Raw genomic sequence first — 25,204 nt, 5'->3', positions numbered from 1 at the left:
TAGCCATAGGCGATGGTATAGTTCCACTTTTTCCTTCAGAAATTATGTGCCAATATACATCAGGTATCAATATGCGCGTCCACATCTTTAAGCACTATGTTCCTGCGGGGAAGGAACCAGGCAGGTACCAGGGTTACCAGGAGGATGATCAGGGAAATATGAAACCCTTGCCGCAGCGCCAGGTGGTGTGCCTGCATGGTAGTAGCGCCGGCCAGCACATGATTATTATATGCAGTCTGCGTAATGATAGCAAGCACAGCAATTCCGATGGCCCCGCCTACCTGTTGCATCAGCGTACTTACTGAAGAGGCCATCGTTACCTCCGATGGGCGTACCGAACTGAGGGTAGCCGCATTGAGCGGCGCCAGCAACAAGCCCATGCCAAGGCCCCTTACCGTCATGGCAAGAATGACCGACCAGATATCACTGCCGCGGTCCAGTACGGCGAAGAGGTACATGGAAGCCGCCAGCAGCATAATTCCCAACATGGATATTTCACGGGAGCCGTGTTTATCCGACCATTTGCCGGCAAAGGGCATCAGGGCCGCCATAAAAACAGAATTGGGCAGTATCAGCAGTCCGGAAGCACCTTCCGAATAGCCCATCTGTTCCTGTAACAGGAAAGGCATCAGAAACAGGCCGCCAAACAAGGCAGCCGCCCGGGAAATGGTGACCAGTATACAACTGACAAAGGAATAGTTTTTAAACAATTGCAGGTCGATAATCGGCGCCTGCTGCCGGCGGTCCAGCAGGATAAAAAAGAGCAGCGCCACCACCGCGATACCCAGGGTGACCAGTATTTCGGGGGATGTGATACCCAGCACTTCCGCACGGGCCACCCCATACTGCAGGCACACCAGGAAGACAGTCAGGGTGGTAAAACCCGTGAGGTCGAAAGGGAGTTTTAACTTAGGCTGACTGCGTAACACATTCAGGTATTTGAAAGACAGCAATACCGTGATAACGCCTATCGGCAGATTGATATAGAAAATAGAAGGCCATCCGAACTGTTCTGTCAGGATACCGCCCAGGGTGGGCCCGATAGCCGGCCCTACCAGGTTGCCCAGTCCCCACCAGCCTAAAACGGCGCCGCGTACCCTGGCCGGGAACACATAAGAGATAATAGCCATAGATGTAGGCGCCATGGCGCCGCCGCCCAGCGCCTGTACCACGCGGCCTACCAGCAAAGACGGCAGGGTGGTGGACAGTGCGCACAATAACGATCCGAAAGTAAACAGGGAAATAGCGCCGATATAGAGATTAAAAAAGCCAATGCGGTTTTTCAGCCAGTTGGTAAGAGGCATGAGCACCGAAAAACTCAGCATATATACGGTGATCACCCATTCTATTTCGCTGAGCGTACAATTGAATTGTTTGCTCATAACGGGCAGGGATATATTGACAATGCTGGAATCTATCCCCGCCATGGTGGTACCCATGATGATCACAATCAGAATACCGGTCCTGTTGACATCTCTCATACACGGTCTTTCATCATAAAGATAAGCTGCGCTTTGGCGACCAGCGGGTTTAGCGGGTTGCAGTTGATCATCAGCAGGTAGGTGGCCAGTTCCGACAACTGCCAGTCTGTTTCCATTTCACCGCCGTCTTTAAAACAATATATTTTGTGGAAGTTATAGTTGACAGGTATCTGCAGGGATGCGCAGGCATGCATGGCCCTGTCCAGCGGTTCCTGTATCATGGAAGGGTCCTTATACCCGAGCTCCTGCATGATTTCGCTGGCAGTATACAGCAGGGGCGGGTTTCTTAGCTGTGAAATTCTCTCAGTGGCAATCACTTCTTCCAGGTAGTCAAAAAGTTTAAGCATGACCATTCTCATTTAGTTGTGAAAGTTGCTGAAACAGTTCTTTTTCCTTGTCGGAAAGATTCTTGGGAATATGCACGATCGCTTTAATGTACAGATCGCCGGCTGTGCCTTTATTGTCATATGCCGGCATACCTTTACCTTTTAAACGGAACACTTTGCCGCTGTCTGTACCGGCTGGGATGTTCATGCTCAGCGAAGCGGCGGGCGTAGGTACGGTCAGCTTACCGCCTAAAATAGCCGTATACAGGGGCAGCGGCACTTCGGTATGAATATCCTGTCCTTTCAGTTCGTATTGCGGGTGCGCGCCCAGCTGGATGGTGATCAGCAGATCTCCGGGCTGGCCCCCCTGGCGCCCGGGAGAACCTTTTCCCTTGAGGCGTATCACCTGGCCTTCCTGCAGCCCCGGCTTCAGTTTGATGTTCAGCCGGCTCCCATTCACTTCCACCTGCCTGGTGGCGCCGTTGTAGGCATCTTCCAGCGACACCTCCATAGTGGCCTGCACATCCCTTCCGCGGCCAGGACCCTGCTGCTGCCGACGGCCGCCGGAAAAACGGTTGCCGAACAGCTGTTCAAAGAAATCGGAAAATCCACCCTCTCCGCCAAACATGTCCTCCATATTGCCGGAATAGGTGTAACCACCACCTTGTCTGCCACCGCCGTATTGCGACCAGTCGAAATCTTCCGGCCTGCCGCCGTGCTGCTCGTAATACTTGTAGTTTTCCCCGAACTGATCGTATTTTTTGCGCTTTTCTTCGTCGCTTAATACTTCGTACGCTTCGTTTATCTCCTTGAATTTGTCCTCAGCGGCCTTATCCCCCTGGTTCTTATCGGGATGGTATTTTACCGCCAGTTTCCTGTACGCCTTTTTGATCTGTTCCGCTGTCGCTGTTTTCTCTACACCTAGTATCTTGTAGTAATCTTTTACGTCCATAAGTATACAACATGTGATGATTGAAACTTGTTCAGGAGTTAAGAATGGCCACAAGAAATATACCGGAAAAAAATGACATTTTACAGGAAAATACCGGCTTTTGCCGCCACGCCCCCCGCCCTGTGCCCGCCCCGTGCGGGCGCCACGGTAACGGCAATACGCAGGGCTTCAACCCTGGGGCAACAGCAAATTCAGCTTCAGTTCATCGATAATGTATTGCAGTGTTTTCTGCGCCTTTACACTGTTTCCCGATCTGTCCAGCGGCGGGGCAAACACCGCAATAGCCATCTTACCGGGGGCCACGGCGATCATACCGCCGCCTACGCCGCTCTTGGCAGGCAGACCGGTATGGTATACCCATGAACCGGTGTTGTCATACAACCCTTCCGTGAGCATGGTAGCCAGGATGCGCGGACAGAGCGCAGCATCGATTACTTTTTCACGGGTAACGGGGTTCACGCCGTTATTGGCGAGCGTACCGGCCATAATAGCCAGGTCGCGGGTACTGGAGCCGTAGGAACAGGCCCGGGTGTAGAGGTCTACCGCCTCGCTGACATCGTCATAAAAACGGCCGTAGGAATACAACAACCAGGCAATAGCCCTGTTATGCAGGTTAGTGGCTGTTTCGGAAGCATACAGCTGCTGGATGACCGACAGGCGCCGGGAGGCAAACCTGGCCATCATATCATCGATCATTGTCCATTTAGCGGCACTGTTAGGCGCCCTGATAAAACTGTTGGTCGCCATAGCGCCGGCATTCACGAGCGGGTTGACTGCCCGCTGCGGGTCCAGCTCTACCGCCATCACAGAATTAAAAGGCATCCCCGTGGCATTAACGCCGATACTGTCTTCCACCGCCCTGGCGCCCCGCTGTTGCAGGGCCAGCGCCAGCACAAATACCTTGGAGATAGACTCTATCCCGAACTCATATTTGCTGTCTCCCAGCTCCAGCACTTTTCCGTCGGCCGTGCAGACAGCAATGCCATACAGTTCAGGATCCACATTTGCCAGATAGGGAATGTAGCTGGCATTAGCGCCGCCACTGCTGTTTTTGAACTGGTGATAGGCCTGCTGCATGACTTCGCGGATGCGCTTTTCGGAAGGCATCGTCTTTTTCTGCGCATCGCTGTATCCCCGGCAGCACAACATGACTGCCAGCAAGCATAATAATTTTCTTTGGGTGAAATGTGTCAGGACTTCACGTAGCGGCATGATAACGGATTTTGGGTTTGCGGCGTACCTGTATCAGCCAGGATAGCTGATCTGCGCGCTATTAGAACATCCCCCAAACGGATAAAGTTCAAACACGGCCGTTATTTTTATGCAGTGGCGCCATAGCAGGGCGCCCGGCAACAAGAAGGACCAGGGTCAACACAGGAAAATAAAGGGAAACGATCAATCCTCTGAAGAACAGGGAGAAGCCGCGTCCAGTATAGCATAAGCCTCCAGCAACGCCTGCACTTCCAGCACCATCCTGGCCAGGCTTTTCACCTCTGCCGGCGTCAGCAGCATCATCACATGGTCCGCAGGCAAAGGCAAACAGATACTTTTCTCATGCTCCTGGCAGAGCGGGTCGCTGTTATCGGACAAATGGACAACCATGTCGGCGAAACAAAAAAATTCTTCCGGGGCCAGGTTAACAACGCTGGTACCAAAGGCCATCTGTATGCCTTTGCAATGCGCGCAACGAATGACATATCCGTTGCTGCTGTGGTATAAAGTCTGATAATTACACATAAGCTTTTTGCGGTTAGTGCCTCCAGCGGCCGGAGAACCGGCCGCTGTCAGGGCTTTTATTCATCACTCGTTATGGAAAATGAGGTTACAAACAACAGATACCTTTCTCTTCTCTATTATGTATAGCAAATACGCCGAAGCATCTTGTCATATCAAAAGTACGCCGGCGTGCACAACTGCCGTTGACGGATCAGGAAAACGATTTACGCAAAAAGGAAAGTTTCATTAACATTTTTTTAGCATCCGAAAAAAAAGCGCCCGCTGTAAACACAGCGGGCGCAGGGGTTTCATAGGGTGTAATATTGAAAACTATTGCAGGACAAACCTACATTATAAAATAAGAATACATTTATCGGATCAGGAAAAAAATGAGTTTCCCATTATTCTGTCGTAAATACGATCCTCTTTGCATTGATGCCGGCCACAATGCCATAACCGTTCACCACATTGGTATATACCGTCGCCGGCTCAGTGATCAGCACGCCGCCGTTCCCGATCTGCGCATCCGATGTGCGGAAATACTTGTAGCCGCCGCAGGTAAGCTCACTGACTTCCACCATCATGCGCGTGGCGTTAACAGGATATTCCGTCTCCAGTACAAAGTTGACCGTTTTACCGTCAAAGCGCGCATCATCCATGATCAGGCTGGCATAGTGGGCATTGGTGATAACGTCTATCAGGTTGTTGTTGAAAGCCGGGTCCAGCCGGAAGTTACGCATCGTATCGGGCCGGTCGCCGGGACCGCATGTAAATACGCGCACTTTGTAATAATCCCTAGCCCCGGGGCGGTCTTTCAACGTGAAAACAACCCGGGTGCTGTACCGCTTTGCAGCCGCGCCGGAAACTTCCGGCACAGGCGGCAGCGTATCTTTTGCCGTAACCGGCGTTAGTCCCGGCGCCGACACATTTATCGTATAGGTATTACCGTTTGCTATCTTTTCTTTGGATACAAAGTAAGTCCGTCCTTTAATCGTTTGCTGTTGCACCGCACCCATATCGATGCCGTTCTGCAGCAGCGTCACCTGTGCATCGCGGATTTCCGTGAAACCGCTTTCATCGTACACATTGGCCGGCACACTGCGTGTAATACGGATATACGCCACACTGTCCGGCTGCAGGAGACTGTTGACCACAATCCTGTCGCCCTCATACTTCAGCTGTATATTCACCCGCTCCTCACAGGCAGACAGCAGGATCATTAACAGTATACCATATACGAAAAAAGATTTCATACGCTGCGTTTTTAGAATTTGATCGAATAGGTAATGCTGGGCAGGATAGGCATCACCGTTACCTTCGACAGGTAACGCTGCTTCTCCTCCGGGTCCCGTTTCATATAATAGAGAAAAGGATTCTTCTGGTTGTACACATTATACACGCTCAGGTTCCAGCTCTTACGCCACCGCTTTTTCTGTTTGGAGTAAGTGATCCCCACGTCCAGGCGGTGCACGTCTGCAGCGCGGTAGTTGTAACGCCCGTCATACCGGTCCAGCGACACGTCCCCACCGTTGCCCGGGTCCCAGGGCGACGGGGTGCCTGCGCCCTGGTAACTGGATACCGGCAGCGTCAGCGGCGCGCCGGTGGTATAGTGCCAGGAAGCAGAAGCTTCCCACCGCCTGCCGATCCGTTGCGTTAATACAATTTCCACATCGTGGCGGTGATCGTATTTATAAGGGAAAATGTGTCCTCTGTTGATATCGGGGAACTGCCGCGTACTCCAGGCCAGCGTATAACCCACCCAGCCGGTGGTGGAGCCTTTTTGTTTTTTGATCATCGCCTCGCCGCCGTAACTCCAGCCTTTACCGATCACCACGTTTTCATCCCAACGTTCCAGGTTCTCGGTGATCGCCGTGTTATTATTCGAATATTCGATCATGTTGTACATGGTCTTATAATATCCTTCGAGCGTGAATTCAAAAGCGTTGTTCATACTGGTTTTGGCGATACCCGCCGCCACCTGCCGGGAGTACATGGGCGCCACCCGCTGGGTGGAAGGCACCCAAACGTCTGTCGGCAACGAAGTCCCCGCGCTGGACAACAGGTGGATATACTGGTTCATATGCGTATAGGAGGCTTTCACCGCCCAGTTGCGCGGCAACATATACCGTAATCCTATCCGTGGCTGCAGGGAATAATAAAAACGGCCTTCCACCAGGAAGCCGGAAGTATGCACCCCCAGGTTGGCATACAGGTTTTCCGTCAGCCGCCAGTCGTCTTCCACGTATAATAACATCTCGGTGCCGCGTATGTCCAGCCCGTACTTACCGGTATCCAGCGGGGTGACAGGCGTAGCCCCTTTGTCGGACATATCCATCAACCCGGGTTTAAAATAATGTGCGGTAACCGCCGCACCAAAACGGAACGAGTGGTCGGGCGAGGGGCGGAAATCAAAATCGGCTTTCAGTCCCAGGTTTTTCATCCGCGAGAAATATTTCCCGTACAGGTCAGAAGCCTGTCCGGTGGCGGGCATTTTGGATTTGAAATTATATTCCGTCCGGAAAGCGTACTGGGAGTAGTTGACGCTCACATTGGAGAAAAGGCGGGTATTATAAATATGGTTCCATCGCAGACCGCCAATGGTGTTACCCCATCCCAGCTGGAAACGGCTGCTCTCTGTAACACGCCCTGCGGCATCCGGAAGCGCGGTATCCGGTACCGATCTTACCATCAGGTTATCTTCACCCTTATAGATGCTCAGGTAGATGCGGTCTTTCGCAGAAAAAATATGATTGATTTTCGCATTCACATCGTAGAAGTAAGCATAGAGGGAGCCGGCCCGCCCAAAGTCGCCGTCTGTCCGGAGCGTGGCGTTGTACAGCAGATCGGGATAAGACCGGCGGGCCGAAACGATGAAGGAGGTTTTATCTTTTATGATCGGCCCTTCCACGTTGAACTTGGCAGAGATCATGCCGATGGCCACGTCGCCATGGTAGTGCCGCATGTCGCCGTCTTTCAGTGAAATATCCACGACGGACGAGAGGCGTCCGCCAAAGCGCGCCGGGAAAGCGCCTTTGTAGAGGTCTGCTGATTTTACCACTTCCGCGTTGAGCAGGGAATATACCCCGAAGAAATGGGAGAAGTTGAACACGGGTGTGCCGTCCATGAGAATGAGGTTCTGATCGGGGCTGCCGCCTCTAACATGCAGTCCGCCGGCACCGTCCATGCCACCGCCTACGCCGGGCATGGATTGCAGGGTACGCATTACGTCCGCTTCTCCCAGTAGTTTGGGCATCGACTGTACCGCCGCCAGCGGCAGGTGTACCCGGCTCATTTGGGTCTGGTCCTGCAGTTTTGTTTTATCGGTGGCGCTCACCACCACTTCCTGCAGGCTGGCCAGGGGTTCCAGCGGCACCAGCAGTATCCTGTTGGCCTGTCCTTCCACCGGCAACAGTGCCGGCTCATAGCCGACATAAGATACAATCAGGCTGTTGGTGTCCTTTACCGTCGTGAGGCTGAAAAAACCATATTGATTGGTGGTGGTGCCCTGTTTGAGTGTGGGGGCATAGATAGTGGCGCCGGGAAGCTTTTCGCCGCTGACCGCATCCTGTACGTAACCACTGATAGTGCGGGTGGTGCGTTTCACCTGCTGCAGTACCAGCTGATCTCCCACGCGGGTAAAGCGGATATCATCAGGCGCAAACAGCTGCTCCAGCAGGCTTTTAAGCCGCTGTTGATATGCTGTGACGGTAACTTTCCGGGACAAGTCTACAAGTTCCCTGCTATATGAAAAGTGGATGCCATATTCTTTCTCCAGTATTTCACACACCGCCTTCAAAGGCTGGTCCTTTACTACCACTGTGATCCTTGTTTGCCAATCCCACCCTGAAACTTTTAACGGGGAACATAACAATAAACATAAGATCCCCGTCAGCAGTTTGCCGGCTAACGACATAATTTTAATGAATGACTTTGTTATCGGGATATAAGGAAGACATCACCTGCAACAAATGATGAATAGCGAGCCCACAGGGAGATCCGCTACAGAAAATCTCCCGGCAAGTTCGCTAAATGCCATAGGTAGTGCCTACTTTAATTTATATTGTCTTTCACCTGTTTTCTCCCATGATGCATTGAGGGTCATCGCCAATGCGTTCATTACTTCTTCTATACTTTCATCATTAAAGGTGGTGCTGACAGTCAGTTTTAGCAGCGCGGTATTTTCCAGTTCCACTTTTACGTCATACACTTCCGTGATGGTTTGCAGTACTTCCTCCAATGGGGTATCGTGAAAAGCAAGTGATTTTTTCTCTATATCAGCTACATGCGTCGCAATACGGAAAGCGGGGCGGAGACTATCATGCCGCAGCAGCATGCCTTGTGTAAGCACTACGCTGTCTGCCTTGTCATGATTGATCACCATTACTTTACCGCTGGCCACATGCACCGAAACGGCCTGCCGGCCGGGTACATAGTGTACGGTAAAGCGGGTGCCCAGCACTTTTATTTCCGTATGGCCCAGCAGCACTACAAACGGCTGGCCTGCGTTTCCGGCCACATCGAAGGTGCCCGCGCCCTGCAGGCTAACGGTCCGGTTGCTGTTGTTATAGCCTTTGGCCAGTTCCAGCCTGGAATCTGACAGCAGCTGCACGCTGCTGCCGTCCGGCAGTTGAGCGGTAGCCGGCCCTGCAAAAACAGCTGAAGGCTGCTTTCCTGTCAGGAACCACCATCCCGCGCCCAGCGCTATCACTAATACGGCTGCCACTTTCAGCAGGGTATAAATATAACCTTTTTTACGGATAGGTATGGCCTGCTCCGGTTCCGGTATGGTAAACGCCGTTGGCGGCGTTACGTTCATTTTGGCATACAACTGCTGCCAGGAGCGGTCGGTTTCCACCGGCACCGTTACCGCCTGATCAGCGGCCGTTTGCAGTACCTTACCCAACGATGCCAGTAACCTGGCATTGCCGGTATCATCCTGCAACCAGGCTTCCACCCAGGCACGCTCCTCCATATCCGCTTCATTCAGCAGATACTTGCAAAGCAAGGTATACAGTGCCTCATCAGAATAGCTTGATGTCATGCGCAGTTGTACGTTTTTTTATCAGGTCCGCCTTAGGCGGCTGTCCATATAAGTAGACGCATGGAGAAATGTGCCTCCCCTATGCGCCCCTCCAATTTTTTAAAATAAAAAACCAGTTAACAACGGCAGGTACTCCTTCAGCTCCTGGTGCAGGATACGAAGGGCCTTGCCCATGTGGTTCTCGACTGTCTTTACTGAAATGTCAAGGGTCGCTGCAATTTCGGCATATTTCATCTGTTGCTGGCGGCTCAGGACAAATACTTCCCGGCATCTCTCCGGTAACCTGTCCAGCGCCTGCTGGTACAGCCTCTCCAGTTCGCGGGCCTGGTCGGTGGCCTCTGTGGCTGTTTCCCGTATGGTACTGTAATGGGTTTCCCTGTCCACCCTCACCGTCTCCTTGCGCCACTGGCTGATAGCGGTGTTCCGGATGGCTGAAAACAGATACGCTTTCACCGGCCCGGTGATAGTAATACTATCCCGCTTTTCCCAGAGCCTCAAAAACACTTGCTGTACGACCTCCTCTGCCGCATGGGAGTCTCCCATATAGTGAGTGGCAAAGGCGACGCATTGCGCATGATTTTCCCGGAACAATGATTCGAATGACTGGAGTTCCAACATGATGAGGCACAAATATAACTATGATTTAGATGATTTCTACCGATTCGCCGGATGAGCCAATATGAATTATGCCAATTTTTTGTTATATTTTTTCAAAAAAGATTTTTGGGGACACCGCCATGGGGTACAACTCCAGGCAAATAACTATATAAAGATCCATGCAACACAGCAGACACAAATACCTGTGCAAAAATATCTATATCCGCTGAATCAGGCTAATCAGTAGAAATCATCTAAATCATAGTTATCTTTGACCCCGCAATGTATCAACTGATTAAAAAACTGTTATTCCGCGTTCAGCCGGAAAAGATCCACCACACTGTGATGCGTGGGATGAAAACAATTTATGCGCTCCCTTTCGGTAAAAATATACTGCGGGCCTTTTGCGACGTTAAAACCAAAGGGCTGGAGAGGGAACTGTTTGGCCTCCGTTTCTCCAACCCGGTAGGACTGGCCGCGGGGTTTGACAAAGACGCCAAATATATTGATGAACTGGCCTGCCTGGGATTCGGTTTCGTGGAAATCGGCACCGTAACACCGCTGGCACAACCCGGCAACGATCAGCCCCGCCTCTTCCGCCTGCCGGCAGATCAGGCACTGATCAACCGTATGGGCTTCAACAATGAAGGCGCCGCGGCCGCAGCCAAAAGGCTGCGCCGGAGAAAATCCGGCATCATCGTGGGAGGCAACATCGGCAAAAATAAAAATACGCCCAACGAAGAAGCGGTAAGCGACTACGAAAAATGTTTCCATGCGCTCTATGACGTGGCCGACTATTTCGTGGTGAATGTAAGCTCTCCCAACACCCCGAACCTGAGAGCCTTACAGGAGAAAGAACCGCTGAAACAGCTGCTGCATCATCTGCAGCTGCTCAATGCGCAGAAACTGAAACAAAAACCCATCCTCTTAAAGATAGCACCCGATCTGACGAACGAACAACTGGACGATATTATCGAGATCGTACAGGAGACGAAACTGGCAGGCATTGTGGCTACCAACACCACCATCAGCCGTGAAGGACTGGCCACTCCGGCGGCTACCATCGCGGAGATCGGCGCCGGTGGCCTTAGCGGCCGCCCGGTAAGGGAGAAATCCACCGCCGTTATTAAGTACATTCATCAGCACAGCCAGGGCAGCATTCCCATCATCGCCGCAGGTGGCATCTTCACCGCAGCCGATGCTCAGGAAAAACTGGACGCAGGTGCTTCGCTGGTACAGGTATATACCGGCTTCATCTACGAAGGACCGACCATTGCGAGAAAAATTTGTGCCGGCCTGGGCAGATAAAGCAGCATTTCAACTACAACCTATATGGAACAATTCCTGACAGCTGAATCTATCATCAGCCTTCTGACGCTGATACTCATGGAAGTGGTACTGGGTATCGACAATGTGATCTTCGTTTCTATTGTCATGAACCGCCTGCCCCCGGAAAAAAGACCTGCGGCACGCCGCATCTGGATGTTTACCGGCATCGCTGTACGCATCATCCTCCTCCTTTGCATCGGTTACATCGTGAAGGCCGTTGACCCGCTGTTCCACATCGGCAGCCACGGCTTCAGCCTCCGCGACCTGATCATGCTCGGCGGTGGCCTCTTCCTGCTCATCAAAACAACCCTGGAAATCCACCACAAACTGGAAGGTGAGGAACCCGGCGGCCAAACCCAAAACGGCAACAAACCCGTCGCTTCCATGCTCAATGTGGTCGGACAGATCATCCTGATCGATACCGTGTTCTCGTTCGACAGTATCATCACCGCCGTTGGCCTGGCCAAACAGGTGCCCGTGATGATCATCGCCGTGATTATCGCCATGATCGTTATGTTCCTGTTTGCTCCCCGCATCAGTGACTTCATCCACAAACACCCCACGCTCAAAATGCTGGCCCTTTCCTTCCTGGTGATGGTTGGCGCCATCCTGATCGTGGAAGGCTGGAATGCAGAGAAAGCACACGAACTGCACCTGAAGAACTATGTCTACTTCGCCATGGCCTTCTCTTTCGGCGTGGAAATGCTCAATATGCGCATGCGGAAAGGCACTGCTCACCCGGTAGAACTCAAGGAACCTACCCTGAAAGCCACAGAAAAACAGGATTAACACTTACGGGTAAACGATAAAAAAAGACAGCCCGGAACATGGTGTTCCGGGCTGTCTTTTTTTATAATATCCCTCCGCTATTCAGAAGCATCGGTATTTAACATATTCATGACCGTTACAGACACCATTCCCGCCGTTTCCGTCCTCAGCCTGTTCTTTCCCAGCGACACCGGCTCAAATCCCTTGTCCAGCGCCAGCTGTATTTCTTCCGGCGTAAAATCCCCCTCCGGCCCGATTAAAATAATAGCATCTTTTCCGGGCTGAAAGTGATGTATCAGCTCCCGCTTCTGTCCGGGCTGACAATGTGCGATCAGCCGCTGCGGATCGGTATTGGTGCCCACCACCCTCTCAAACGGCTGCGGTTCCAGCAGCTGCGGCAGATGAAACTGCTGCGATTGCAACATGGCCGATACCAGTATATTCTGCAGCCTCTCGGCTTTGATCTTTTCCTTTTCCGTGCGCTGGCTCACCAACGGAATAATCGTAGTGATCCCTATTTCAGCGGCCTTTTCCAGGAACCACTCTATCCGGGACGTGTTTTTGGTAAATGATATGGCTATACGAAGCGCCGGCGATGGCGCCGGCAACGTATCGCAGGCGGTAATCCGCACACCGCAGCGTTTGCGGTTATCATCCGTGATCACCGCGTGAAACCGGTGCCCGCGGCCATCGGCCAGCAACACCTCGTCACCGTTTTCATGCCGGAGCACCTGAATACAATACCTGGATGTATCCTCGTTCATAGTGTAGGCCGCAGCGTCTGCAGCTATATCCGGCGCATAAAAGATAGGCTTGTCCATGGGCGCAAAGATAAAACCATTTGAGATTTGGGGATTTTTTGATTTACAGATTTTGGGATTTCGGGCACTAAATAAAGGGAGATGATAATATGAGCATTCCTGGTATTAATCCTGAAATGCGTAAATCAAAAAATCCCAAAATCACAGAATCTACTTACCCGCGACAAGCTTCCGGCTCTTGATATGGAACCTGAAAAACAACAGCACGGAAGCGGTCAGCAGCCCCAGTAGCAGCGCCCACCATACGCCTTCCACACCATAATTCAACCGGATACCCAGCACATAACCCAGCGGGATGCCAATGCCCCAGTAAGCCAGCAGCGTGATAAACGTAGGCACCCGCACATCGCCAAGGCCGCGAAGGATGCCCAGTCCCACTACCTGTGTACCGTCAAACAACTGGAAGAAGGCGGCGATCACCAGCAGTCCCGCAGCGATATGTATCACCTGCGGATCGTTGATATACATGGCGGGCAACAGGTTTTTAAACAGCATAAATATCAGCGCGGTAGTACCCATCAGCACCAGCACCATATGGTAACTGGCAATGGCGGAATGGCGCAGGGACTGGTAGTCTTTTTTACCGAAGTTGTTACCGCTCCTGATACCGGCGGCAGCGGAGATACCGCTGGCCATCATGTAGGTCATGGCCGCCAGGCTGAGCGCGATCTGGTGTGCTGCCAGTTCAGCGGCGCCCATCCAGCCCACGATCACGGCCGCGCCACTAAAGGCGCTGATCTCAAAAATATACTGCAGCGCCACCGGCGTACCGATGCCCAGGATCTTTTTGACAGAGGCCCACTCCAGGTGCCGGAAGCCGAATGATTGCAGGTAAGGCTTGAAACGTGGGGATTTCAGGACATAAAAAGCCATGGTAATGCCCATGATCAGGCGGTCGGTGAAAGTGGCGATACCCACGCCGGCCACGCCCATGCGGGGCATACCGAAGAGACCATACACCAGGGTGATACCGATAATAATATTGATGACGTTACCGATAATGCTGATGTTCATCGCCTGCCGGGTGAAGCCCAGCCCTTCCGCGAACTGTTTGAATGACAGGAACAGCATCAGCGGGATAAAAGAGAAGCCGAGATAACGGAGGAAAGGGCGGGCCTGCTCCGCTACGTCCGCCTCCTGTTTGAGCAATACGAGGTGACTGCTGCCGAAGTAGATGACCGCAGACAACAGGAAACCTACGGCCATATTGATGATCAGGCTGTGGCTCAACAGGTGGCCGATGGCTTTTTTATTACCGCGGCCGTTTTCCTGCGCAATAAGCGGGGTGAGGCCGTAAGACATGCCGATGCCGGTCACCATAAAGATACTGAACAGGCTATTGCCCAGGGATACCGCCGCCAGGGGCACTTTTCCGGTGTGACCGATAATGATACTGTCAGACAGGGCTACCAGCGTGTGGCCCAGCTGGGAGATAACAACAGGATAGGCTAAATGGAAATTGTCCTTGTAATAGGGCCGGTATTTTAAATAAAGCTGTTTCATTGATTCGTCTGATTAATTATTTACTGACTTCTTGTTTATAGACTGATAACCGGGTATTTTTTTCCGGTAGTGATAAATTTGTCCGGTACCAACAAAAAGGCCGGCGATCAGGTGATGCCGGCCTTTAAGCAAATATCGTTACAGGTGCTAAAATGGTGCATCTTCAAAACCTTCGTCAAAGTTCATGTCATTCATTTTGGAGCCTTTCTGTATGTACAGCTTCGCCTCATCGTTGCCGCCTTGCGGGCGGGAGATGCCGGCGAACGGACTTCCTCCCCCTCCGGGGTTTTCCAGGCTGCCATCATCTTCAAAGCGCTGGAATTCCAGGACCGCCCTTAATTTGATGGTATCCAGCTGACCGTTACGGTGTTTCGCAATACGGACGTGTGTTTCCCCTTTGTTGGATTCGCCCATTTCGTTGGCGTTGATCTCGTAGTATTCGGGGCGGTACAGGAACATTACCATGTCAGCATCCTGTTCGATCGCACCGGATTCACGGAGGTCACTCAGCTGGGGCATTTTATTACCGTCTTTACGTTTTTCCACATCACGGCTCAACTGTGACAAGGCGATCACCGGTACCTGCAGCTCTTTTGCGAGGCCTTTCAGGTCACGGGAGATCTTACTGATCTCCTGTTCGCGGTTGGAGCCTCTGCCATCGCCGCTGCCGCTCATCAGCTGGAGGTAGTCGATGATGATCACCCCCACGCCGTGGTTGTGTACCAATCGCCGGCATTTGGCTCTCAGCTCGAAGATGTTGAGGGCCGGGGTATCGTCGATGAAGATGGGCGCTTTCGCCAGGCGTTCGATACCGTGGGTCATCAGCTTCTTCATTTCGTATTCTTCCAGTTTACCACGGGAGATTTTTTCCAGTTTGATTTCCGATTCCGCGGACAGGATACGTTGTACGATCTGGCCGGAAGACATCTCCAGCGAAAACACGGCCGCTCCTTTCGGGAAGCGGGGGTGAAGGGCCGCGTTACGGGCGAGGTTAAGGGCGAAAGCCGTTTTACCTACCGAAGGACGGGCCGCGATGATGATAAGGTCAGTAGACTGCCAGCCGTAGGTCACTTTGTCGAGTGACGGGAAGCCGGAGGGCACCCCGGTAATATCATCGCCTTTATTACGCAGGTCCTCGATGCGTTTCATGGTGTTTACCAGTACGCGGTCGATGGAGTCGTAGTTTTTACGAAGGTGGTTGTTGGTGATCTCGAAGAGTTTGGATTCGGCGCTGTCGAGCAGGTCGAACACGTCGGCCGTATCTTCGTAGGATTCGGTAAGGATCTCTCCGGAAATGCGGATCAGTTCCCGCTGAATGAATTTCTGCAGGATGATACGGGCGTGCGCCTCGATATTGGCCGACGACACCACCGCATTGGTGAGTTTCATCACGGTAAAAGGTCCGCCAACCGCCTCCAGCGAGCCCATGGACTTGAGCTCTTCTGTCACGGTGAGAATGTCTACCGGCATCGATTTCGACGCCAGACGGGTCATGGCGGAAAAAATCAGCTGGTGTGCTTCCACATAAAAACACTCTCCTTTCAATATCTCTACAACAATATCAAAAGCACCCTTTTCCAGCATGATGGCTCCCAAAACAGCTTCTTCCAATTCTTTAGCCTGTGGTGGTACCTTGCCGTACACCAAGGACGACACTTCAATGGCCGGTTTTCTGCGAACATTGCGGTCCTTCTTAAGATTGAGATCCATTTATGGTCAGAGTATTAAAAAAAGTTAATAAAAGGTTACAGTCAATGGGCCTTTCCGGTATTTATTTGCATTATTCCTGTATCCGGCAGCATTTGCCGCTTTAAGAAATTGTAAATTTTTCTCGAGCCGTACAAACTAAGGTAAAGGCATTTTTTTAATTAACCTTTTTTATTTGACGACTAAATTTATTAAGCCCCGTGCACAGTTTATCCACCGTCAATAAGTAGGTTATCCACTATGCATCACAGGTTATCCACCAAAAACCGGAAAAACCACATGCAAAGGTCTGATTATTCACACACATTGTGTGAAAAAGATTTTCACATCAGCCGGCGGGGCCACCGGCAGGCTGTCGTAACAGGGGCCTGGCAGGGATATACGGGAAAACGGAGGCCGGGAAACCGCTGTTCATCCCTCCTCCGGGATATTTTTTCCCGGCAATGCGGCTGTAAAGGGGTAATTCGCAATTCGTAATTTGTAATTCTTTAACTTTACGCTTCTTTATAAACCAAGCAGACAAATGACGATTTCATACAACTGGCTTTGTGAGTATTTACCGGTCAAACCTACACCGGAGGAACTGTCCACCATCCTGACAAGAATAGGCCTGGAAGTTGAGAGCCTTGAAAAGTTCGAGGCGGTAAAGGGCAGCCTTGCCGGCTTGGTAATTGGTGAAGTGCTGACAGCCGAGAAGCACCCCAATGCTGACAAACTGAAACTGACCACTGTCAACACCGGCAACGGCGAACCGCTGCACATTGTATGTGGTGCGCCCAACGTTGCGGCAGGACAGAAAGTGGTGGTAGCGCCCATCGGCACCACCATCTATCCCCTGGGCGGCGAGCCCCTGACCATGAAAAAAGCGAAGATCCGCGGCGAAGAAAGCCAGGGTATGATCTGTGCAGAAGACGAAATCGGCCTGGGCAACAGCCACGCCGGTATCATGGTGCTGGACGCCTCCCTGCAGCCCGGCACACCGGCCGCCGATGTGTTTAAACCGGCACAGGACTGGACCTACGAAATAGGCCTCACGCCCAACCGCATGGACGCCATGAGCCATATCGGCGTAGCGAAAGACGTATGCGCTTTCCTCAATAACCTGGAACATACCCACAAATACCAGGTACAGCTGCCGGAAATCAAAGCCCTGCCTGCCGCAGCGGCGCAGCTTCCGATCAGCGTTACCCTCGAAAATACCGATGCCTGCCCCCGTTATGCCGGCATCAGCATCACCGGTGTTACGGTAGCCCCTTCTCCGGAATGGCTGAAGAACTACCTGCAGACCATCGGCGTACGCCCGATCAACAACATTGTGGATATCACCAACTTCGTACTGCACGAAACCGGTCAACCGCTGCACGCTTTCGACGCAGCCGCCATCAAGGGCAACGCGGTGGTCGTGAAAAACCTGCCGCAGAATACTCCTTTTGTGACGCTCGATGAAAAAGAAAGAAAACTGGACGCTACAGACCTGATCATCTGCAATGGCGCCGGAGAAGCGATGTGTATTGCCGGTGTTTTCGGCGGACTGCACTCCGGTGTGAGCGACAGTACACAGAACGTGTTCCTGGAAAGCGCTGTTTTTGCTCCGGGCGGCATCCGTACCACCTCTTTCCGGCATGGCCTCCGCACCGACGCCGCCACCCGCTTCGAAAAAGGCGTGGACATCTCTAACGCGGTCTTTGCCCTGCAACGCGCTGCGGCCCTCATCTGTGAACTGGCCGGCGGCAAAGCCGCGTCCGACATCATCGATGTATATCCGGCACCGAAAGTGAAAACACAGGTGGAAACCACCTATGCTTATATCCACAGACTCAGCGGCAGCAACTATGCGCCGGAAAAAATCAAAAATATCCTGCGCAGCCTGGGCTTTGACATTATCGCAGCAACCGCCGAAAGCCTGCGGGTAGCCGTTCCCTTCAGCAAACCGGACATCAGCCTGCCGGCTGACCTGGTGGAAGAAATCATGCGGATAGACGGACTGGACAATATCGAAATCCCGTCCCATGTCACCATTTCCCCCTCCCTGTCTGCCCATCCTGATGAGGAAGGTATCCGGGAAAAAGTGGCCAACTACCTGGCCGGCAATGGCTTCAACGAAATTTTCACCAACTCCATCACCAACAGCAAATACTATACGCCGGAGGTGCTGGAGCACGCCGTAAAAATGATGAACAGCCTTACCGTAGAGCTGGACATCATGCGCCCTTCTATGCTGGAAACAGGCCTGGAGAGCATTTCCTACAACCTCAACCGTAAGAATGAAGACCTGTTCTTCTTCGAATTCGGTAAGACTTACCAGGTACTCGAAAAAGGTTATGCAGAGAACAACCACCTCGTTTTATACCTGACCGGTAAAAGAACAACGGAAACCTGGATGCAAAAAACCAGTCCGGTTGACTTCTACGACCTGAAAGGGTTTGTACTGAACGTCCTGAAACAGCTGGGTTACCAGCAGTTTCAATGGGTGGAAGCCACAGACGCCAGCCTGCAGCCAGCCTGGGAAATCAAAGTAAAAAACCAGGTGGTGGCCACCCTGGGAGGCGTTACCACACAGAAACTGAAACAGTTCGATATCAGGCAGCCGGTATGGTATGCCACTTTTAATTGGGATAAAATACTCGGACTGTTACAAAAAAGTGATAACTTTTACAAAGAAATCCCCCGCTTCCCCGCCGTTAGGAGAGACCTGGCGCTGGTGCTGGACAAACAGGTGCGGTTTGCAGCCGTTGAGGCCGCTGCCCGCGCTGTAAAATCACAGCTGCTGCAGGACATCAACCTCTTCGACGTATTTGAAAGCGAGAAGCTGGGAGCCAATAAAAAATCATATGCAGTAAGCTTTACCTTCCTGGACACCCAGAAAACCCTGACCGACAAAGAAATCGACGGGGTGATGGACAAGCTGGTAAAGACTTTTGAAACGCAGCTGCAAGCGGAAATACGGAGATAATTTTCGATTTTCGATTTTTTGATTTACAGATTTGAGCGATTGATCAACATCTTTTAATCCCGAAATCCGTAAATCAAAAAATCGAAAATATATTAATTGTTTAAAATGGTATTGGAGCAATATATTCAACGGGTAGAAGAAAAGCTGCAACTGCTGGTGAAACGGCTTCACCAGGTGCAGTCGGAGAATACATTGCTAAAAGACGAAATCAACCAACAACAACAGACACTGCAACAGCAACAGCTGGCCATACAGGCAATGGAAGACAAACTGCATCTGTCGAGGATTGCAGCTACCGCCCATGGAGGCGCCACAGCAACAGAAGACGCAGCTTTTAAAAAAGAGATCCGGAACAAAATCAATGAGTATATCAAAGAAATTGACCGTTGTATCGCATTATTAAACGGCTGATATAAAATAATTTCAACATATGGAACAACTCATTCCCATCAATATTGTCGTATCTGACCGCTCTTACCGGATAAAAATACGCCCGGAAGAGGAGGAAGAAGTACGTCGTATCATGAAGGAAGTGAATGAGAAGATCGTTGATTTTAAGACTGCCTACGCTGGTAAAGACCAGCAGGACTACATTGCTATGGCCCTCATTATGTACGCGACCCACCCGGGCACCAGCGGCGGCAAGGCACAGGCCGTTACTGCTCCCTTTCTGCAGGAGAAACTGGAAAAGCTGGAAGAAATCATCAACCAGGCATTGGGTTAAATTCACTTTACCCGTTGCTAAACAATGACTTAGCTAATTCGCTAATTATCACGTATTAAACACGCTTTACTGCTATTTTTTTGTATTTTCGCGGGTCAGTTCTCGCCCCTGTCGCGTTTTAGCAGTGACTTGGGTATGAGGATACTACATAAATCAAGTATAAATAATTCATATGGATGTTACACTTTATACGACAATAGCTGCAGTAGTGGCATTGATCATAGGAATAGTGCTAGGTAAGGTGATATTTGCCAAGAACACACAGCAAAAAATTGACGAAGCCGAACAACAGGCTAAAAAAATCGTCGCAGATGCACAGGTAAGCGCTGAAAATCTGAAAAAAGACAGGTTACTCGAAGCAAAAGAGAAATTCCTGCATTTGAAGAGCGAGCATGAGAAAGAAGTTACCCAGCGCAACCAGAAAATAGCGGAGTCTGAAAACCGCATCAAACAGAAAGAGCTGTCCCTGAATCAGAAAAATGAACAGCTCCAGAAGCACATCAACGAAAATGAAGCCATCAAGGAAACGCTGAACCGCCAGATGGAACTGGTAACGATAAAGCGTACCGAGCTGGAAAAACACCAGGAAGAGCATATCCGCCGCCTGGAAAAGGTAGCCGGCCTTACAGCCGAAGAAGCCAAACATCAGCTGGTGGAGAGCCTGAAAGAAGAAGCCCGCAGCCAGGCGCTTTCCCATATCCAGGAAATCATCGAAGACGCCAAGCTGAAAGCCAACAAAGAAGCCAAGAAAATCATCATACAGTCCATCCAGCGTACTGCTGCAGAGCAGACGATCGAAAACACGATCACTGTATTTACCCTGGAAAGCGACGAAATCAAAGGCCAGATCATTGGCCGTGAGGGACGTAATATCCGCGCCATCGAGGCCGCTACCGGCGTTGACCTTATCGTGGACGACACCCCTGAAGCGATCGTACTCTCTTCTTTCGACCCGCTGCGCCGCGAAATCGCCCGCCTGTCTCTCCAGCGCCTGGTACAGGACGGCCGTATCCACCCTGCCCGTATCGAGGAAGTGGTAGAAAAAACCAAGAAACAACTGGAAGAACAGGTAATGGACATCGGTGAAAGGACCGTGATCGAACTGGGTATCCATGGCCTGCATAAAGAGCTGGTACGCCTGGTAGGTAAAATGCGTTTCCGCTCTTCCTACGGCCAGAACCTGCTGATGCACTCCAAAGAAACAGCCAACCTCTGCGCTGTGATGGCTGCCGAACTGGGCCTCAACCCTAAACTGGCCAAACGCGCGGGCCTGTTGCACGATATTGGTAAAGTACCGGACGAAGAAACAGAACTGAGCCACGCCCTCCTCGGCGCCAAACTGGCTGAAAAATATGGCGAACATGCCGCAGTGGTAAACGCTATCGGCGCCCACCACGATGAAATGGAAATGCAATACGTGATTTCTCCGATCGTTCAGGCCTGCGACGCCATCAGCGGCGCCCGTCCCGGCGCCCGCCGCGAAATCATGCAGAGCTACCTGCAACGTATCAAAGACCTGGAAAATCTCGCCCTCGCTCACGACGGTGTGGAAAAAGCCTACGCTATCCAGGCCGGCAGGGAACTGCGCATCATTGTGGAAAGCGATAAAGTATCCGACAACGACGCCGACCGCCTGTCCTTCGAAATCGCCAATAAGATCCAGACCGAAATGCAATACCCCGGTCAGATCAAGGTGACGGTTATCCGCGAAAAACGTGCGGTGAACATCGCCCGTTAATCATTTCTGATTTAGATATCTGGAATTTTGATATTATATTGGAGTCCTCCGGCCAACACCGGGGGACTTTTTTATCCGGTGAACAACGAAACCACGTTTATAATACTCATCTCAAAAATCCAATAATCTATATGAAGCGGTCTTTTTTAAAATTTGTATTGGGTGCCGCCCTTGTACTGGGCACCAGCAGCACGTTTGCACAGAAAGCCCAGTCCCTGTTCAATGGTAAAAACCTGGACGGCTGGAAAATACACGGTACTGAAAAATGGTATGTGGAGAAAGGCGAATTAATCTGCGAAAGCGGTCCGGATAAAGAATACGGCTACCTCGCCACGGATAATAAATATCAAAATTTCGAACTCACCCTCCAGTTCAAACAGGAAGCCGACGGTAACAGCGGCGTATTCTTTCACTCCTCCCTCGAAGGCACCAAAATCGCCGGCTGGCAGGCAGAAGTAGCGCCTCCTAACATGCATACCGGCGGTATCTACGAATCTTATGGCCGCGGATGGCTCATCAAACCCGAAGCGGAAAAAGAAAAATACCTGAAAATGGGCGAGTGGAACACCATGAAGATCCGGGTAGATGGCGATCAGGTGACGACCTGGCTCAATGGCCATGAAATGATTACCCTGAAAGACGAAAAAATCGGCGCCATCGACGGACAGATTGCCCTGCAAATCCACTCCGGCGGCGGTATCAAGGTAAAATGGAAAAATATTAAACTGGTTCCCCTGAAGGGATAATACAACCTTATGTCCTACCAAGACCAGGTGATCTTTATTACAGGCGCCAGCTCCGGTATAGGCCGGCAGCTGGCGCTTTTGTTGGCGCAGGAAAAAGCCCGGCTGATTCTCGCCGCCAGGCATACAGACACATTGGAGACCGTACAGCGCGAATGCCTGCAATACACCCCCTTCTGCGATATCCTCACCATGGACATCACTCACCCCGAACAGGTAGATGCCGGCGCACAAAAAGCCTGGCAACTGCATGGCCGGATCGACGTGCTGATCAACAATGCCGGCGTTACCCAACGCTCCAAACTCATAGATACACAGGTGTCTGCCATCCGGCAACTGATGGAGGTCAACTTTTTCGGCCCCGTGATGCTTACCAAAGCCCTGCTGCCTTACTTCCGGCAACAGCAACACGGCCAGATCGTCGTTGTCAGCAGTATGGCCGGCCTGATGGGCTACCCCTGGCGCTCCGGCTATAATGCCGCCAAACATGCCCTGCAAGGTTACTTCGAAACGCTGCAAACGGAGCAGCCCATCCCTCAGCTACACACCACGATCGTTAGCCCCGGCCGTATTCACACGCCTATCACCTACGCCGCCATCACAGCCGATGGCACTCCCTTCGGCAAAATGGACCCCGGCCAGGCACACGGCATCCCGGTGGAAAAATGCGCCCGCCGTATTATCACTGGTATGCGTAAACGAAAAAAACAAGTCCTGATAGCCCGGGAAGAACGGGTCCTGTTATGGTTCAAACGTTTCTTCCCTCCGCTGTTTTATGTTATTGCCCGCAAAGGGAATTGATACCACCCTCTCAATAGAGAATGTTGATTATCTGCAAATGCCTGATTGACAGCACAAACAACTAACGAACTGATCCAATCATCAAAAATGTTTAAAAACGTCAAAAAAATCACTTTTTTGAAAAATCCGACTTTAAACAACGGCTACTATAGTTCAAACATTATGTCATTTTGACGATCCCCATCAGGTAATGTATGCATGACCAGGAAGAACGCTGATGTCTGCCGTTGTAGCTATTGCTAACTCACAAGGAAAAATCAGGCTGCCATACCCTGGAAAAGGAGTCGATAGCGCCCCCTCAGCCATGCACGGAAAGAAAGCAGGATTCCGCTGTTTTTGCCATGTCCGGAAAGAAGCTTGATAACACCGCTCCGGGCATTCACGGAGTGAGTCAGATTCCGCTGATTTAGTGTTGCCAGGCAAGAAGCGGAGTTTTGCCCCGATAGATTAATGGGATTATCGCCATGTCTTAATGACATAAAAAAATGAACCGAAGCACATCATGGAGACGTACGTCCATCTAAAAATGTCGAAAATCGTCAAAAAACATTTCATTTTCCAAAAAACAACCCGACACATCACCCAACCTGATGACATCCTGACAATACTCAAGGATGTAACGTCGCGCGCAGCGCATAAAAAAAGCCTGCAAAAAAGCAGGCTGTTATATTAGTCTTTTTTCTCTGTATCTTCGTCAGTTGCACTTTCCTCATCATCCTCATCATCCTCATCATCCTCATCATCCTCATCATCCTCATCATCCTCATCATCCTCATCATCCTCATCATCCTCATCATCCTCATCATCCTCATCATCCTCATCATCCTCATCATCCTCATCATCCTCATCATCCTCATCATCCTCATCATCCTCATCATCTTCTTCTCCCTCATCTTCATCGTCCTCATCTTCAGATGCGGGCTCATCGTCTTCCGAAGGAATTTCCAGGGCGTCTTCCATCATACCGTCCGGATCTTCGTCGCCGTGTTCATCTACGGTTTCCGTGTCTTCGGAGGTTTCATCTTCCATGGCAGGCGCTTCCTCCTGTTCATCGGCTTCGGGAGCCACTTCTTCATCGGCTGGCATTTCTTCTTCACCGGTTATCTGCGCGCCCTCAGCAGCCACATCTTCGTCCGGGGTTTCTTCCTGTTCTTCATCGGTTAGCTCCGAAACGACGGCGTCTTCCGGGGCGGGGGTATCTTCGGTGGTATCGTCTACGGTATAAGTATTAAAAGCGATGATTTCATCATCGGGTTCTGCTTCTTCATCTTCAGCGGCGGGTATCTCCGGGGTATTCAGCTGGTCCAGTTCATGGTCGGGATCCAGCAGTTCGCCGTCTTCAGAGACCATCATACTGTGTGTCGTTTCGGTAGCCACATTGTCTCCGCGGCCGATAGTGGCGGTGTCGTCGTTGATCAGCGTGGGCTGCACGAGATCTTCTTCAAAGAGTTCTTTGAGTTTGGGCAGATCGGCGGCGGAATTGATACCGAAATAGTCCATAAAAGAGCGGGAAACGGCGTACAGCAGCGGTTTACCGGGGAGATCTTCACTGCGGCCGGAGATAACGATCAGCTCTTTCTCCAATAGTTTCTGGATAGAATAATCCGTGCTCACGCCGCGGATGTATTCAATTTCCCCTTTGGAGATAGGCTGGCGGTACGCGATGATGGCCAGTGTTTCGAGGGCGGCGGTAGACAGGCGTTTCAGGAATTTATCGCCGTTGAGCTGGGCCACGGTCTGATAGTATTCCTTTTTGGTCATGAACTGGTATCCGCCGCCGCTGCTCCGGATCTCAAAAGCGTAGAATTCGGAGCTGTATTTCTCCCTGATGGCTTCCATGGCGGCTTCTACCTGCTCCAGCGTGGCGCGGTCTTCCAGGAATGCCAGCGCGTTATTGAGCAACTCCACTATTTCCAGCAGGGGTAAGGGGCGATCGGCTGCAAAAATAAGTGCTTCCACATGTGGGATGAGCTGTGATATTTCCATGTTGCTATCAGAGGTGTG

Annotated in this window: 21 protein-coding genes; 8 read left to right on the top strand and 13 right to left on the bottom strand. The window is 51.4% G+C overall.

The features are described 5' to 3' along the window. Positions 1–59: 59 nt before the first annotated feature. The 9 genes from HF324_RS04440 to HF324_RS04400 all read right to left on the bottom strand — a co-directional run bounded on the left by HF324_RS04440 (position 60) and on the right by HF324_RS04400 (position 10,134). Positions 60–1,481, bottom strand: a complete 1,422-nt coding sequence (locus HF324_RS04440) for a DHA2 family efflux MFS transporter permease subunit (RefSeq protein ID WP_168809911.1) — start codon at positions 1,479–1,481, stop codon at positions 60–62. Further along, entirely contained in the window at positions 1,478–1,828 is a 351-nt protein-coding gene (locus HF324_RS04435; RefSeq protein ID WP_168809910.1) for a damage-inducible protein D, read from the bottom strand. The genes HF324_RS04440 and HF324_RS04435 overlap by 4 nt, the downstream gene beginning before the upstream one ends. Then, complete coding sequence (locus HF324_RS04430; RefSeq protein WP_168809908.1) at positions 1,821–2,759, bottom strand: DnaJ C-terminal domain-containing protein; 939 nt, start codon at positions 2,757–2,759, stop codon at positions 1,821–1,823. The genes HF324_RS04435 and HF324_RS04430 overlap by 8 nt, the downstream gene beginning before the upstream one ends. A gap of 168 nt (positions 2,760–2,927) precedes the next feature. Next, entirely contained in the window at positions 2,928–3,971 is a 1,044-nt protein-coding gene (gene glsA, locus HF324_RS04425; RefSeq protein WP_220100672.1) for a glutaminase A, read from the bottom strand. Between the two features lie 183 nt (positions 3,972–4,154). Further along, positions 4,155–4,496, bottom strand: a complete 342-nt coding sequence (locus HF324_RS04420; protein ID WP_168861986.1) for a DUF6686 family protein — start codon at positions 4,494–4,496, stop codon at positions 4,155–4,157. Between the two features lie 380 nt (positions 4,497–4,876). Next, a complete protein-coding gene (locus HF324_RS04415; protein ID WP_168861985.1) occupies positions 4,877–5,728 on the bottom strand; it encodes a DUF4249 domain-containing protein in 852 nt (283 codons plus the stop codon). 11 nt (positions 5,729–5,739) lie between these two features. Continuing rightward, positions 5,740–8,292 (bottom strand): TonB-dependent receptor, encoded by a 2,553-nt coding sequence (locus HF324_RS04410; RefSeq protein ID WP_168809902.1) that lies wholly within the window; start codon positions 8,290–8,292, stop codon positions 5,740–5,742. 228 nt (positions 8,293–8,520) lie between these two features. Then, the gene (locus HF324_RS04405; protein WP_168861984.1) at positions 8,521–9,516 is read right to left on the bottom strand and encodes a FecR domain-containing protein; all 996 of its coding nucleotides are present in this window, start codon (positions 9,514–9,516) and stop codon (positions 8,521–8,523) included. Between the two features lie 99 nt (positions 9,517–9,615). Continuing rightward, entirely contained in the window at positions 9,616–10,134 is a 519-nt protein-coding gene (locus tag HF324_RS04400) for an RNA polymerase sigma-70 factor (protein WP_168809898.1), read from the bottom strand. A gap of 261 nt (positions 10,135–10,395) precedes the next feature. On the opposite strand from HF324_RS04400, the gene HF324_RS04395 reads away from it, so the two are divergent. Further along, complete coding sequence (locus tag HF324_RS04395) at positions 10,396–11,421, top strand: quinone-dependent dihydroorotate dehydrogenase (protein ID WP_168809896.1); 1,026 nt, start codon at positions 10,396–10,398, stop codon at positions 11,419–11,421. A gap of 24 nt (positions 11,422–11,445) precedes the next feature. Continuing rightward, positions 11,446–12,231 carry a TerC family protein gene (locus HF324_RS04390; protein WP_168861983.1) on the top strand — a complete coding sequence of 262 codons (786 nt, stop codon included), beginning with the start codon at positions 11,446–11,448 and terminating at the stop codon, positions 12,229–12,231. A gap of 77 nt (positions 12,232–12,308) precedes the next feature. On the opposite strand, the gene HF324_RS04385 is transcribed toward HF324_RS04390, so the two are convergent. The 3 genes from HF324_RS04385 to dnaB form a co-directional block, all read right to left on the bottom strand. Next, positions 12,309–13,031 carry an RsmE family RNA methyltransferase gene (locus HF324_RS04385; RefSeq protein WP_168861982.1) on the bottom strand — a complete coding sequence of 241 codons (723 nt, stop codon included), beginning with the start codon at positions 13,029–13,031 and terminating at the stop codon, positions 12,309–12,311. Positions 13,032–13,181: 150 nt separating this feature from the next. Next, positions 13,182–14,534 carry an MATE family efflux transporter gene (locus HF324_RS04380; protein WP_168861981.1) on the bottom strand — a complete coding sequence of 451 codons (1,353 nt, stop codon included), beginning with the start codon at positions 14,532–14,534 and terminating at the stop codon, positions 13,182–13,184. A gap of 147 nt (positions 14,535–14,681) precedes the next feature. Continuing rightward, positions 14,682–16,244: a replicative DNA helicase gene (gene dnaB / locus HF324_RS04375; RefSeq protein ID WP_078669014.1), complete on the bottom strand. Its 1,563-nt coding sequence runs from the start codon at positions 16,242–16,244 to the stop codon at positions 14,682–14,684. Between the two features lie 520 nt (positions 16,245–16,764). On the opposite strand from dnaB, the gene pheT reads away from it, so the two are divergent. From pheT to HF324_RS04345, 6 genes are all read left to right on the top strand, one after another. After that, positions 16,765–19,194 carry a phenylalanine--tRNA ligase subunit beta gene (gene pheT, locus HF324_RS04370; protein WP_168861980.1) on the top strand — a complete coding sequence of 810 codons (2,430 nt, stop codon included), beginning with the start codon at positions 16,765–16,767 and terminating at the stop codon, positions 19,192–19,194. Between the two features lie 105 nt (positions 19,195–19,299). After that, positions 19,300–19,605, top strand: a complete 306-nt coding sequence (locus HF324_RS04365) for a hypothetical protein (RefSeq protein ID WP_078669017.1) — start codon at positions 19,300–19,302, stop codon at positions 19,603–19,605. Positions 19,606–19,624: 19 nt separating this feature from the next. Continuing rightward, positions 19,625–19,918 (top strand): cell division protein ZapA, encoded by a 294-nt coding sequence (locus HF324_RS04360; protein ID WP_078669018.1) that lies wholly within the window; start codon positions 19,625–19,627, stop codon positions 19,916–19,918. 172 nt (positions 19,919–20,090) lie between these two features. Next, positions 20,091–21,656, top strand: a complete 1,566-nt coding sequence (rny, locus tag HF324_RS04355) for a ribonuclease Y (protein WP_168809886.1) — start codon at positions 20,091–20,093, stop codon at positions 21,654–21,656. Between the two features lie 131 nt (positions 21,657–21,787). Further along, entirely contained in the window at positions 21,788–22,402 is a 615-nt protein-coding gene (locus HF324_RS04350) for a 3-keto-disaccharide hydrolase (protein WP_168809884.1), read from the top strand. A gap of 9 nt (positions 22,403–22,411) precedes the next feature. Beyond that, complete coding sequence (locus tag HF324_RS04345; protein ID WP_168809882.1) at positions 22,412–23,200, top strand: SDR family oxidoreductase; 789 nt, start codon at positions 22,412–22,414, stop codon at positions 23,198–23,200. 669 nt (positions 23,201–23,869) lie between these two features. Here HF324_RS04345 and scpB read toward each other — a convergent pair. Continuing rightward, the gene (scpB, locus tag HF324_RS04340) at positions 23,870–25,186 is read right to left on the bottom strand and encodes an SMC-Scp complex subunit ScpB (RefSeq protein WP_168861979.1); all 1,317 of its coding nucleotides are present in this window, start codon (positions 25,184–25,186) and stop codon (positions 23,870–23,872) included. Positions 25,187–25,204: the final 18 nt, after the last annotated feature.

The organism is Chitinophaga oryzae (genome assembly GCF_012516375.2).
Taxonomy (GTDB): Bacteria; Bacteroidota; Bacteroidia; order Chitinophagales; family Chitinophagaceae; genus Chitinophaga; species Chitinophaga oryzae.
This window is presented reverse-complemented; position numbering and strand designations above follow the sequence as displayed.